Raw genomic sequence first — 13,106 nt, 5'->3', positions numbered from 1 at the left:
GGCATCTACTCGTCAATTCTGGAGCCCTCGTCAGTTCACCGCTGACGAGGGCTTCTTCCGTGCACGCGGCCAGGGCATGCCGTAAAGCCGCTCGATGCCCGCGTTGAAGCGCTGGAGGTAGTCGGCGAACGCCGCGATGTCCTCCTCCGGCCAGTCGGTCATGATGCGGCCCAGGCTCTCGACGATGTAGGCGCGTTCCTCGTCGAGGCGCTGTTCGCCCTCCTCGGTGATGCGGAACTTGCGGGCCATGCCGCCCTCGGGGTCGGGGATGCGCTCGACGAGACCCGCGCGCATGGCGGACGCCGTCTGCCGGTTGAGCGTGGACACGTCGAGGCCGAAGGCGTCGCCGAGCTGGCCGATCGACATCGGGCCCTGCGTACGGATGCGGCTGAGCAGGATGTAGGCGCTGCGGTCGAGGAGACCACCGGCCCTGCGCCCTTTGCTCTTGTGCAGATGCATGTAGCGACCCAGCAGCATCTGCTCGAACTCCACCCGGTCCGCCGCCTGCTCCGCCCTGCTCACGTGACATCCCTCCGCGTCGTGCCTCCCGCAAATTCCGTGCGCCCACTATATGCATCAACCATGCAATGTGGCTGAGCCATGTAGTGTGTACTATGCACATTGCGTCCTCCGACACGTGGGGACCTTGCCGATGTTTCGTAGAGATGTTTCGTAGAGGAGCTCCAACATGGACGGCCCCCAGCCGACCGCTCGATCAGGCGCAGTCGTCGCCACGCTCGCCTTGGCGGGCACTGTTGCCGCGGTCATGCAGACGCTGGTGACCCCGTTGATCGCGGAGATGCCGCAGATCCTGGACACCAGCGCGTCGAACGCGGCATGGGTGGTCACCGTCACCCTGCTCGTCGCCGGCGTGTGTGTGCCGGTCTCCGGGCGCCTCGGCGACCTGTTCGGCAAGCGGCGCATGCTGCTCGTCTGCGCCGTGCCGCTCGTCATCGGCTCGGTCGTCTGTGCGCTCGCCTCGTCCGTCGTGCCGATGATCGTCGGGCGCGGTCTGCAGGGCATGGGCATGGGCATGGTGCCCCTCGGCATCGCGCTGCTGCGCGACGTCGTCCCGACGGAGAAGCTGAGCGGCTCCATCGCCCTGGTCAGTGCGTCCATGGGCATCGGCGGCGCCATCGGCCTGCCCCTGGCCGCGGCCGTGGCCCAGTACGCGGACTGGAGGGTGCTGTTCTGGGGTGCCGCCGGTCTCGCCCTGATGATCGGCACTCTGATCTTCTTCGTGGTCCCGGACGTCCCCGCCGGTGCCAAGGGCCAGCGTTTCGACGCGCCGGGCGCCATCGGCCTCGCCATCGGTCTGGTCTCGCTGCTGCTCGGCATCAGCAAGGGCGGCGACTGGGGCTGGGCATCGGGCAGCACGCTCGGCCTGCTCGCCCTCGCGGTCGTCTCGCTCGCCGTGTGGGGATTCTACGAACTGCGTACCCGTGACCCCCTGGTCGACCTGCGGACCACCGCACGCCCCCGCGTGCTGTTCACCAACGCCGCCTCGATCCTCATCGGTGTCGGCATGTACGCCTTCATGCTGATCGCGCCGCAGCTGCTCCAGTTCCCCGAGGCCACCGGTTACGGCCTGGGCCAGTCGATGCTTGCGGCAGGCCTGTGGATGGCGCCCGGCGGCGTGATGATGATGCTCATCTCCCCGCTCGGCGGCAAGCTCATCAATGCACGCGGCCCCAAGTTCGCCCTGATCTGCGGCGCCCTCGTGATGGCGGTCGGCTACGGCATCGCACTGCCGCTCATGGGCACCGCCTGGGGCCTGATGATCGTCGGCATCGTGATCAACAGCGGCGTCGCCCTCGCCTACGGATCCATGCCCGCTCTGATCATGAGCGCGGTTCCCGTCTCCGAGACGGCGGCGGCCAACGGCTTCAACACCCTGATGCGCTCGCTCGGCACCACCATCGGGTCGGCGGTGATCGGTGTCGTCCTGGCGCAGATGACAATGACCCTGGGCGGCCACACCCTCGCTTCCGAGGACGGTTTCCGCACCGGCCTCCTGATCGGCTGTGGTGTGGCACTCGTATCGGCCGCCGTCGCGAGCCTCATCCCGGCTCTGCGCGGCAGCAACGACACCACGCCCGAGGAAGCGGCGCCGACCGAGCAGGCACCCGCCCGCGCCTGAGCCGGACGTTCCCTTCAGACCGGCCGGGGTCCCGCGATACGCGGGGCCCCGGCCGCTGCTCGTGGCCGGGGAGATGAGTTCGGGGCGTCCGTCCGGTCCACCTGTGCAGCGGGCGCTGTAGCGCCGGCACATCAGCGAAGGAGCTCCGGATGTTCGACCTCGAACCGCAACAGGCCACCGGCAAGGTTCTCTTCCACTTCAGCATGTCGCTGGACGGGTTCGTGGCGGGCCCGAACCATGCCATGGACTGGCTGGCCGGGGTCACCGGCCGCGACGGCGTGGAAGAGGAGTACATCGAGACCACCGGCGCGGTCCTTGGCGGGCGGAACGGATGGGACCACGACCCGAGCGCCCGGCCCTACAGCGAGGACTGGAGCGGCCAGATCTTCGTCCTCACCCATCACCCCGAGGACGCCACGCCCGCCGACGGCGTCACGTTCCTGAACTGCGACGTGGCAGAGGCCGTACGCATCGGCCTGGAGGCCGCCGACGGCAAGAACCTCGAAGTCCTCTCCCCCACGATCGGCCGCCAACTGCTCGAACGTGGCTTGATCGATGAAATCGACCTGCACATCGCCCCCGTCCTGCTCGGTGACGGCATCCGGCTCTTCGACAACCCCGGCGGCAAGCCGATCCGGCTGCGACACGCCCACGGCTCACAGCCCTTCGCCGAGGTCGATGTGCGCTTCCGCACCGTCGCAGGAGCGTAGGAACCGCGGCGCCCTCACCGAGCCGACTGAAGCGATGACCTCAACTGCTGCTCAACGAGGCCAGGTTCGGCCCCTTGCGCCGGTGAGGGCGGCGTTCGCCTTCTCCATGTCCTGGGTGGGAGCAGCGATCGGGCTCCTCGCACGCAGCGTGGAAGTGGCACAGAGCGCCGGCCTCATCTGGCTCTTCCCCGTCACCTTCGTCTCGTCGGCCTTCGTCTCGACACACACCATGCCGGGACCGCTGCGCGCCGTGGCGGAATGGAACCCGGTCTCGGCGACCGCGACAGCCGTACGCCGGCTCTTCGGAAATCCACCCCCTGCTGGAATGCCGACCGGCAGCGCTTGGCCCTTCATGCTCGTCGCCCTGACCCGCTTTCGCCGAGTGACCCTGGGATGAGAAGGGAGCAGGCACCAATCCGGTAATCGCGGTCGCTACGAATTACTCGTGGACAGGGAGGTGACGGCGAGATGACGGACGAAGAGTTCGACGAACTGATGGCTCAGGCCCGCGGGGAGATACGGGCGAAGAGCTTTGGTCCGCCCCCTCCCCAGAACAAGCGGGAGGACGACTCCTACGCCGAACGGGCGCGGCACACAGAATTCGGAGCCTGCGCCCACTGAACTTCAAATCCACTATTGATTCGTCACCAATCCGCACGGCTGTCGGCAACGAATCAATAACGCGACATCGAATCGTCCGTTCTTGGTCTGCCCGCCGCGGGGCGGCGATGATGTCGGCATGAAGCATGCGGTGTTCATCGGCGGCAACCCGGACGACAAGCCGGATCTTGCCGCATTGATGCGACAGATCACCGGCGGCGACGAACAGACTTTCGGCCGACTGTACGAGTCGGTCGCCGGACCCGTCTTCGGGATCGTGCGGGCGGTGGTCCGCGATGTGGCGCAGTCCGAGGAAGTGACACAGGAAGTGCTGGTGGAAGTGTGGCGTCACGCCGCCGACTATCGGCCGGAACGGGGATCAGTGATGAACTGGCTGCTGACGCTTGCGCACCGGCGGGCGGTGGACCGCGTCCGCTCGGTCGTGGCCGCCACCGCGCGTGAGGAGCGTGCCGCCCTGCGCGACCGGCTGCCGGAATTCGACGTGACCGCGGCGGAGGTCGAGGCCCGCCAGGAACGCGAGGATGTCGTGCGCTGCCTGGAAACGCTCACTGAACTCCAACGAGAGTCGATCACTCTGGCCTACTACCAGGGCCTGACCTACCGAGAAGTGGCCGAGCGCCTTTCCGCGTCCCTTGGCACGGTCAAGACACGCATGCGGGACGGGCTGATCCGGCTCCGCGACTGCCTGGGGGTGACGACATGAGCGCGACCGACCCGCACACTCTGGCCGGAGCGTACGCACTCGACGCCCTGGAACCCGACGAGCGCGTCACTTTCGAGGAGCATCCCGCCGTGTGCGCGGAGTGCCGCCAGGACGTGGCGGAGTTCGCCGCGACGGCCGGCCGCATGGCCCGCGCCGTCGGCGTCAACTCGCCTACCGCGCTCAAGCAGGCCGTACTCCGGCAGATCACCGACGTCCGCCAGGAGCCGCCGCGCACAGTGCCCGAGGCGCACGTCGCACCATCGCCCCGGAACACGGTGTGGCTTCGCCGGTTCATACTGGCCGCCTGCCTGGCCGCCGCAGCCTTGGGCGGCGTGGCCACCTGGCAGCACCAGGAAGCGGAGCAGGCACGCGAGCAGGCCGGCCGGGTCCAGGCCGGCGCCGATCAAGTGGCGGCCGTACTCACCGCCGACGACGCGCGAACCCACGCCACGGTCCTGCCCGACGACGCCCGGGGGGTCGTCGTAACCTCGGCCAGCCAGAACCGCGCCGTCTTCACCACGTCCGGCCTCGACGCCCCGCCCGAGGGAAAGGTCTACGAACTCTGGTTCGACGACCATGGCACCATGCGTCCGGCGGGACTCCTCGACAGCGACCGGAGCAGTCAGGTCACCCTCATGGACGGCACGATCGGCCAGGCCTCGGGCATGGGCATCACCGTCGAACCCTCAGGGGGTTCCAAGACTCCGACCCTGCCGCCAGTCGGCCTGATCGACTTCCCCGCGTGACAGCCGGGCCGTGTGTCAGCGGCCGCGGCGACATACAAGCGCACAGACGCTTTAAACCAGGCAGATAGGCGGTTTGAAGTCGATTAGGCTTGCAGATGCGATATCTGCCCGCCTCTGTGCGGGTCACGGCACCGCAGGGGAAATGGGGGTTCGACGTGACGGACACATCAGCAGGGCCGGAGGAGGCTCAGCGCGTCGCGGGTCTGGTGGCGGCGCAGGAGAAGGCGATCGCGCTGTTCGCGGAGGCGGAGGCGCGCGGCCTTGTCGCGCCGGGTGTCGGGGAGCGGGAGGCGAGCGACCGGATCCGGGATCTGGCCAACGACATGTTCGGCACGACCAAGCACTGGCACAAGCGGATCATCCGCTCCGGGCCCAACACCCTGCTCCCCTACCGGGACAATCCGCCGGACCGGATCATCAGCGAGGACGACATCGCCTTCGCCGACTTCGGACCCATCTTCGAGGAGTACGAGGCGGACTTCGGCCGTACGTACGTCTTCGGCGACGACCCGGACAAGCACCGGCTGCTGCACGACCTGCCGCGCGTCTTCGACGCCGGACGCGCCGCGTTCGCCGCCGATCCGCACATCACGGGCAAGCAGCTGCACGCCGAGGTCGAGCGCCTGGCTGCCGACGCGGGCTGGGAGATCGGCATCTGGCACGCCGGGCACCTCGTAGGGGAGTTCCCCCACGAGACCAACGACGGGGCGAAGTCCGAGTCCTACATCACCCCCGACAACGACAACCCGCTGCGCCGTACCGACCGCTCGGGCCGGGTCTGCCACTGGATCCTGGAACTCCACTTCGTCGACAGGCGGCGCGGATTCGGCGGCTTCTACGAACAGTTGCTGGACCTGGCGTGACCGGCGCGGTGCTGGGGTTCACCCTCTTCGCCCTGGTGGTGACCGTGGTACCGGGGCCCGATCTGCTGCTTGTGCTGCGCAATTGCCTGCGGGGCGGACGCAGAGCCGGGACGGCGACCGCGATCGGCGCCGCGCTGGGATCGCTGGTGTGGGCGGTGGCGGCGGCCGTCGGGCTCGCCGCGGCGCTGCAGCGGTGGGACGCGGCTTTCATGACGGTCCGGCTGGCCGGTGCGGTGTACTTGATGGTCCTGGGCGTACAGGCGCTGCGGGCACTGCGCACCAGTGCCTCCGGCGGCCCGTCCATGGCACCCGGGCCGCAGACGGTGTCGCCGTCGCGGGCGTTCGGTCAGGGCGTGGCGAGCTGCTTGCTCAACCCGAAGGTCGGGATCTTCTTCGTGGCGGTGGCCCCGCAGTTTCTGCCCGAGGGCCACTCGGTCCTTGCCACCACACTGCTGTTCGGCGCCGTCGACGCGGTGATCGCCGCTGGGTGGCTGCTGCTGGTCGCGTTCGGCGCGGACCGGTTCATGGCCTGGCTGCGGCGACCGCGTGTGGCCCGCCGACTCGAAGCCACGGCAGGCGGCGCGCTGGTCACCCTGGGAGTGGTCACGGCCGTGGAAGCCGCCCGCGCGTAGAAGCTCGCGCGGGGAAGCAGGGATGCCGAGGGCCTGCTGGATCAGACGGCGAGGGAGACGCCGGTCGACTTGATCAGGGCGACGACGGAGGAGCCGGAGGCCAGCTTCAGATCGGCGACGGTTTCCCCGGTGACGGCAGCGGTCAGTACGCATGCGCCTGGCCTTTCCCGTTGGGATCGTCGCAGTCAGGTGGGACGTCTGTACCACCACCGGCATGGACTGCGACCACGACGCTTGTCAGGCTCGGCTTGGACGCGCGCTCTACCACCAAAGTGCCCTTCCAGGGGCGGTTCGTGTGAACGGGCCCTTTCGGCCTAGCCGACCCTGACCAGGATGTACGTAGGGTGTGGATCCTCTGAAGTGACGGCCCGGCGCGCAGCGAGATCCGGGCCAGCGCGAACGCGATCTGGGTCGTGTTCCTGATTTGTGAACTGCACTGGTCAGCACAGGCATTCGCGCTCGTGATGAGCGTCGGCGCGAGCGGGCCACTATGTCCAGGCGACGGCCACCACGACTGCGGCGGCCGTGGAGGTGCCCACACCGTAGAACGCCCACGCCTTCCGGTTGCGCATGCCCACCAGCGCGACCGCCGCCACCAGGGCGTCCAGGGCCAGCTTCACCCACATCTTCGCGTCGATCACCGGCAGGTCCAGCGACATGCGGGTCCATATCAGCCCGGCACCCGTGACCAGCTGGACACCCGCGCTGGTGACCATGTAGCCGCCTGTCACCGGGTCCTTGCTCCGCAGCTGGTAGAACAGCCCGCCCAGGATCGCTGCGAAGCCGAAGAGGTGAAAGACGAGGAACACATACCGAAGGGTCTCCATGCCAGTGGCCTTCCTAGGGCGAGCGGACGAAGGGAAGAACCTTGATCAAGGCTTCCGGGCACGGGACGAGGCGGCCGCCCGACCTGTGACATCCCCGGGGCGGAAAGGCGGGGTGACGTGCGTCACTTCGCACCGTGTCACAGGCGTGGGGGCCGCCTCGTCCCAGGGGTTGACCGCAGACCGATCCTGAGGAGCACACGATGGACGCACGACTGAACTACTTCGCCGAGGCGAACGCCGGCAACGTCCTCAATCACGTCATGGCGGCAGGACGGGCGCTGAAGGAGACGGCGCTGCCCGCGGCGGTGCAGGAGCTGGTGGCGCTGCGGGTGAGCCAGATCAACGGCTGCGCGGCCTGCATCGACATGCACACCAAGGACGCGGCCGCAGCCGGCGAGGACACGGTGCGGCTGAACCTGGTCGCGGCCTGGCCGGAGGCGACCGTCTTCACCGAGGCCGAACGCGCGGCGCTGGCCCTGGCGGAGCAGGGCACCCGGACCGCAGACGCGGCCACCGGCGTCGACGACGAGGTGTGGCAGCGGGCCACCCGACACTACGACGAGCAGCAGCTCACCGCCCTCGTGATGCTGGTGTCGTTCATGAACATGGCGAACCGGTTGAATGTCATCACCCGCCAGCCGGGCGGCGGGTACGAGGCCGGCCGATTTCACTGAACCGCCCCGTTCCCACACTGCCGGTGCCAAGATCGAGAAAGCTCAGGGCATCGATCGATCAGGGGTACAGGTGTGAGCAAGGTTGAGGAATTCCAGGAGCTGCGGCCGCTGCTGTTCTCGATCGCCTATCGGATCCTGGGCAGTGTCGGCGAGGCGGAGGACGCGGTCCAGGAGGCATGGCTGCGCTACGACGCCTCGACCACCCGGCCGGTGTCGGCCAAGGCGTTCCTGTCGACCACGGTGACCCGCATCGCCATCGACGTGCTGCGCTCCGCCCGGGTGCGGCGCGAGGAGTACCTCGGGCCGTGGCTGCCCGAGCCGCTGCTGGAGGACCCCTACCAGGACCCGGCTCGCGCGACGGAGCTCGCCGACTCTGTCTCGATGGCGGCACTGCTGCTCCTGGAACGCCTTAGCCCGCTGGAGCGGTCGGTGTTCGTGCTACGGGAGGTCTTCGCCTTCGGCTTCGACGAGATCGCCGAGACGGTCGGGCGCTCGGAGTCGGCCTGCCGGCAACTGCTGGTGCGGGCGCGCCGCCACATGCACGAGGGCCGGCCTCGCTTCGAGGCCGACCGGGACGAGCAGCGGGAGCTGGCGCAGAGGTTCTTCGAGGCCATGGCCCGCGGGGAGGTGGACGCGCTGCAAAGCCTGCTCGCCGCCGACGTCCAGCTTGTCGGCGACGGCGGAGGCAAGGCCCCGCAGCTGGCCCGGGCGGTGGCCGGCGCCGAGAATGTGGCCCGACTGCTGGCCACCGTGCACCCGCTGATGACCCGCACCGGCATCACCTGCGAGCCGCGCGACATCAACGGCCAGCCGGGCGCGCTGTTCCGCGACCGCGACGGCAACGTCCTGCACATCTTCGCCCTCGACGTCCTCGGTGGACGGATCCAGACCATCCACTCCGTCATCAACCCCGACAAACTCGCCCACCTCGGCCCGGTCGCCGACGCCTGGGCCGTGGACCGCGAGGTGCGGCAGAACCGCAGGCAGACACGCTGACCCTCGGCGCACAGCGGCCGCATCGAAGCGTTCTTCGCAGTCGTCAACGCCACGAACCCGCCACCCGACCAAGGCGCCTGAGGGCGTCAAGTCCGTGTCTGACAGAGGCCGCAGTCGAGTCAGGTGAGGACGCCCCGGCGGACGAGGCAGACGAGTCGGCTGCGAGTGAGCTTCACAGTGGCTTCGCCACTCGGCCGTGCCGGGGTCCCCGGTCACCGACACCTGCCCCAGACAGCTGCAGCCGTCAGCGCACACGCTAAAGAGCGACACCAGAACCTACAGAAACAGACTTGGGTGCGGATCCTGGTCCCTACTGCGACGAGCCGTCATCGCCAACGTCGTGTTCACCGACCGGGCCCGGCTGGAGCAAGCTGTCCGCAGGGGCATGCGCGAACTCCAGCACGCTCCACACCTCATCAACGGCTGCTTGACCGGCACCGGTCTACCACTAGATCCGGCATGCCCCGGATCCGACAACTCTCCGGGAAAGGCCAGTGACAGAGCACTACTAGGTGTGGCCGTGTGACCGACGGGGAACTCCTCGGTACGCCAGGTCGTCGCCTTTACTGAGGGACGGCATCGAGGGGTGCGGTTGAGAACGATGACGCTGCAGGCAGCGGGGCTACTCGCCCTGGCCGTGACGAGCGCCGTAGTGGTCACGCTGCTGGGTCTGGCGACCAACCAGGCGTCCTCGCAGGAGCGTTGGCCAGGGCCGCTGGACGTGCTGAGGGAGTATCCCTGGGCCGCGGGCGCGCTGCTCACCGTGATCGGGGTACTGCTGAGCCTCCTGCTCCAACGGCTGACGAGCCGGTGGACCCCGACCGGGCCGCCGATACCGGCGGTGCCACCCGTACCGGAGTGGGTGGTCGCGCGCTCGGAGTCCCTCGATGTGATCAAGGCGTTGTGCCGGCGGGCACGAGGGACGATCGGCATCACCACCGCGCTGCGGGGAGCCGGTGGATTCGGGAAGACGACGCTGGCCGAGATGGCGTGCGCGGACCCCAAGGTCCGCAGACGGTTCCGGGGGCGGATCTTCGTTGTGACGATCGGGCGCGAGGTGCGCGGTCGTGAAGCCCTGGCCGCCAAGGTCGCCGAGGTCACCAGGTTCGTCACCGGGGACACCACCACGTTCGACGACCCCGGACTGGCCGGGGCCCACCTGGGCCGGCTCCTGGACGAGCAGCCACGGACCCTGCTGGTGCTGGACGACATCTGGGAAGGCGAACAACTCGAGCCGTTCCTGCACGGTGGACGCGACGTCGTACGCCTGGTCACGACCTGCGTCCCCAAAGCCCTGCCCGGCGACGCCCATCAAGTACGGGTCGACGCCATGTCCGACAACCAAGCCCGCGCAGCGCTGACCTGGGGACTCCCGGAACTGCCCCGGGCCACGACCGAGCTGATCCTCGCCGTGACGGGAGGATGGCCCCTCCTGCTCCGGCTGGCCAATCGCCTCATCGCCGCCGACCTGGAGACGGGGGCCGACCCGGCGGACGCGACACGCGACGTGCTGGAGCGGCTGCGGGCCCACGGCCCGGTCGGCGTCGATCCGACGGTCCCGCTCGATGTCGACGACCCCAAGGAGCGACGCAAGGCCGTCCGGGCGACCGTGGAGGCTGCCACACGTCTGCTTACCCCCGAGGACACACGGCGTTTCATCGAACTGGGTGTGTTCGCCGAAGACGAAAGCATCCCGGTCGCACTGGTCGCACGCCTCTGGCACGGAGAGCACGACGGAAGCCGCGCCCGTGAACTGATCCGCACGCTGGCGAACCTGTCCCTGCTGACCCTGCACAGCGAAGGCAGTGGATTCGTCTCACTGCACGACGTCGTCCGTGACTACTTGCAGCGACAACTGACCGATAGACAACTGAGCCTCGTGCACGGCAAGCTCACGCGCGCCATGGCCCTGGACCTGGCGCCGGGCGAACCGCTGGTGGCGGATGATCCGTCGCCCGAGACGAGCTGGTGGGAAACACCGTACGGCTACGCGCTCGATCACTTGATCGCCCACTTGATCGCTGCCGACCGTTCCGAACTGGCCGGCACGGTCGCCCAGGACCTGCGGTGGATCGAACGCCGGTTGTACCAGCGCGGCCCGGTGGCGCCGTACAGCGATCTCGCCCAGTTGGGCACCCGCGAGGCAGCACAACGTGTCCGGGAGCTGTCCCGCGTCGCGCACCTGCTCACACCCACCACCCCCGAGTGCGCGCTGAAGCACGTCCTCTACAGCAGGCTCGGGCACCGCTCGGCCTGGCGTGGTCAGGTCGCCGCGCTGGTCCGCGACCGGACGGGACCGGGGCTTGCGCAACGGTGGGAGCCACCGGACCTGGCCGACGGCCTCCTGCGCAGCTCGCTGATCCATCCCGGTCCGGTCACCGCACTCGCCGTGGCCCCCGATGACGCGTGGCTGGTCGGCGGCTGTGCGGACGGCAGCCTCCACGTGTGGGAGACACGTACCTGGAGTCGTCTGGCCACGGTGCGGGCGCACACGGACCGGGTGGCTGCCATCTCCGTGGCGTCGAACGGCTCCTGGCTGGTGACGGGAAGCGCGGATGGGACCGCGAAGAAGTGGGAAACGGCGACCTGGACGTGCGCGGGAACGTTCTCCGGCCACGACAAGGCGCTGACCGCTCTCGCACTCTCCCCCGACGACAGTCTGCTGGTCACCGGCAGTGCGGATCGCACGCTCAGAACCTGGAACCCGGATGACGGCTCCTGCACCGCCAAGCTCAAGCACCACGCGTGGCCGATCAAAGGGATCTCCTTCCACCCGGACGGCTCTCACTTCTTCTCCACCTGCCACAAAGAGGTGGTGCGGTGGATGACCGGCACGTCCCGGCGCAGCACCCCCGTCTCCACCGATGAAGTCCATGTCGGTCCTGTCGCCGTGGCCCGTAATCACGGGGTCGTCCTGTCCACGGGTAGCGGACTGTACTTGGTGCGCCGTCCCACCCATCGTGCAGTGCCCGCATTGAACGGCAGGCACGCGCAACTCATCGTGGATGCGGGGCCGGTGACGGCTCTCGCCGTTTCCGACGACGGCGACCTCATCGCCATCGCGGGCCCTACCGGCGCGACTCAGATCCGAAGCTTCAGCAACGGCTCCCGGCTCTTCGCGACCGGGCACCTGGGAGCGGTGAACGACGTGGCCTTCGCCCATTCGGACTCGTGGTTCATGACCGCGGGGTCGGACGGGACGGTCAGAACGTGGGACCTACGGGACGAGAGACCGCGCACCGTGCCGTCGGAGGGCAGTAGGGTCACGATTCCGCGATCCGCCCTCAGCGCCTCCGTATCCGCAGGCGGTGAGCGCCTCGCAGTCATCAGCACGGTCGGGACCCTGACGGTGCGAAGACCTCCCGTGGAGCCGGGCACCGGCCGGAAGACGGAGCTGCCGCTCTACGATCGGAACGAGCCCTTCCGGCACGGCTACGAACCGTTCGCGGCCCTGTCCCCGGATGGCACGCTCATCGCCGTGTGCGAGGAGGGAACGTGGACGACCCCGGGCAACGGCACAGCCCACATACGGTTGTTCGACATGTCAGGAGGGCGGCTGCACCGGTACCGGTACCAGTGGTACGAAGCAACGATCACCGCCGTCGCCGTAACGCCCGACCGCACGATCGCCGCCGGTACCGCGGACGGCAGAGTCATGTTCTGGGCGCCCGGAGCTCCGGAGGACACGTCTCTGGCCGTGCCCGGTCACCGGGGGAAGGTGACCACTGCGGCCTCGGCACCGGACGGCAGTTGGATCGTGACAGGCGGTGCTGACGCACAGATCAAGGTCTGGGACGTCGCATCTCGAAAGCCGCGCAGGGTCGCCCGGCACCCGGCCGCGGTGACGAGCACGGCGATCGCCTCGGACGGCACCTGGCTCGCCAGCGGAGACCTGCACGGGACCGTCTGCGTCCTGGACATGACCCGGGGCACCGTCACGGGAACCTTCCGCGCCGATTCGGGCCCGGTGAAGAGCATCGCCATCTCTCCGGACGGGGTATGGATCAGCGTCGTGTCCTCACCACGAACCATCGAAGTCTGGCACAGGGCAACATGCAGACGCGCAACGATGATGCGTACGGAGGCACCGTTGCTCACCTGCTCCTGGACCGGCGGTAACGATCTCGGCCTGGTCGCCTGCAGCACGCGGGGTCTGCACGGTTTCGCTTTCCTGCCCCCGCCGACCGCGTAGGT

13 protein-coding genes and 1 pseudogene are annotated in these 13,106 nt (G+C 68.7%); 11 read left to right on the top strand and 3 right to left on the bottom strand.

The window, feature by feature from the left end:
- Positions 1-30 precede the first annotated feature (30 nt).
- Positions 31-477, bottom strand: coding sequence for a MarR family winged helix-turn-helix transcriptional regulator (locus ACWFRJ_RS01105; protein WP_453525027.1), 447 nt, complete (start codon positions 475-477; stop codon positions 31-33).
- Between the two features lie 211 nt (positions 478-688).
- Here ACWFRJ_RS01105 and ACWFRJ_RS01100 point away from each other — a divergent pair, with 211 nt between their 5' ends.
- The 8 genes and pseudogenes from ACWFRJ_RS01100 to ACWFRJ_RS01065 all read left to right on the top strand — a co-directional run bounded on the left by ACWFRJ_RS01100 (position 689) and on the right by ACWFRJ_RS01065 (position 6,415).
- A complete protein-coding gene (locus tag ACWFRJ_RS01100) occupies positions 689-2,140 on the top strand; it encodes an MFS transporter (RefSeq protein ID WP_453523677.1) in 1,452 nt (483 codons plus the stop codon).
- Positions 2,141-2,289: 149 nt separating this feature from the next.
- The gene (locus ACWFRJ_RS01095) at positions 2,290-2,850 is read left to right on the top strand and encodes a dihydrofolate reductase family protein (RefSeq protein WP_453523675.1); all 561 of its coding nucleotides are present in this window, start codon (positions 2,290-2,292) and stop codon (positions 2,848-2,850) included.
- A 94-nt stretch (positions 2,851-2,944) separates the two neighbouring features.
- Positions 2,945-3,247: pseudogene (locus ACWFRJ_RS01090) on the top strand (ABC transporter permease); the annotation flags it as partial.
- 71 nt (positions 3,248-3,318) lie between these two features.
- The gene (locus tag ACWFRJ_RS01085; protein ID WP_453523672.1) at positions 3,319-3,471 is read left to right on the top strand and encodes a hypothetical protein; all 153 of its coding nucleotides are present in this window, start codon (positions 3,319-3,321) and stop codon (positions 3,469-3,471) included.
- A 118-nt stretch (positions 3,472-3,589) separates the two neighbouring features.
- On the top strand, positions 3,590-4,174 hold the full coding sequence (gene sigK / locus ACWFRJ_RS01080) for an ECF RNA polymerase sigma factor SigK (RefSeq protein ID WP_453525026.1): 585 nt from the start codon (positions 3,590-3,592) through the stop codon (positions 4,172-4,174).
- Positions 4,171-4,920: an anti-sigma factor gene (locus ACWFRJ_RS01075; protein ID WP_453523670.1), complete on the top strand. Its 750-nt coding sequence runs from the start codon at positions 4,171-4,173 to the stop codon at positions 4,918-4,920. Before sigK ends, ACWFRJ_RS01075 begins: the two co-directional genes overlap by 4 nt.
- Positions 4,921-5,075: 155 nt before the next feature.
- Positions 5,076-5,783, top strand: coding sequence for a M24 family metallopeptidase (locus ACWFRJ_RS01070; RefSeq protein ID WP_453523667.1), 708 nt, complete (start codon positions 5,076-5,078; stop codon positions 5,781-5,783).
- The gene (locus tag ACWFRJ_RS01065; protein WP_453523665.1) at positions 5,780-6,415 is read left to right on the top strand and encodes a LysE family translocator; all 636 of its coding nucleotides are present in this window, start codon (positions 5,780-5,782) and stop codon (positions 6,413-6,415) included. Before ACWFRJ_RS01070 ends, ACWFRJ_RS01065 begins: the two co-directional genes overlap by 4 nt.
- 41 nt (positions 6,416-6,456) lie before the next feature.
- On the opposite strand, the gene ACWFRJ_RS01060 is transcribed toward ACWFRJ_RS01065, so the two are convergent.
- Positions 6,457-6,561, bottom strand: a complete 105-nt coding sequence (locus ACWFRJ_RS01060) for a TOBE domain-containing protein (protein ID WP_453525025.1) — start codon at positions 6,559-6,561, stop codon at positions 6,457-6,459.
- Positions 6,562-6,903: 342 nt separating this feature from the next.
- A complete protein-coding gene (locus ACWFRJ_RS01055) occupies positions 6,904-7,242 on the bottom strand; it encodes a hypothetical protein (protein WP_453523662.1) in 339 nt (112 codons plus the stop codon).
- 200 nt (positions 7,243-7,442) lie between these two features.
- On the opposite strand from ACWFRJ_RS01055, the gene ACWFRJ_RS01050 reads away from it, so the two are divergent.
- From ACWFRJ_RS01050 to ACWFRJ_RS01040, 3 genes are all read left to right on the top strand, one after another.
- The gene (locus ACWFRJ_RS01050; protein ID WP_453523659.1) at positions 7,443-7,916 is read left to right on the top strand and encodes a carboxymuconolactone decarboxylase family protein; all 474 of its coding nucleotides are present in this window, start codon (positions 7,443-7,445) and stop codon (positions 7,914-7,916) included.
- A gap of 72 nt (positions 7,917-7,988) precedes the next feature.
- Positions 7,989-8,912, top strand: a complete 924-nt coding sequence (locus ACWFRJ_RS01045) for an RNA polymerase sigma-70 factor (protein ID WP_453523657.1) — start codon at positions 7,989-7,991, stop codon at positions 8,910-8,912.
- A gap of 601 nt (positions 8,913-9,513) precedes the next feature.
- On the top strand, positions 9,514-13,104 hold the full coding sequence (locus tag ACWFRJ_RS01040; RefSeq protein WP_453523655.1) for an NB-ARC domain-containing protein: 3,591 nt from the start codon (positions 9,514-9,516) through the stop codon (positions 13,102-13,104).
- The last annotated feature ends 2 nt before the right edge of the window (positions 13,105-13,106 follow it).

This window comes from Streptomyces sp. NPDC055239 (assembly GCF_053606205.1).
Note: the sequence above shows the minus strand (reverse complement) of the source record. Positions and strands in the feature narration are given on the sequence as shown.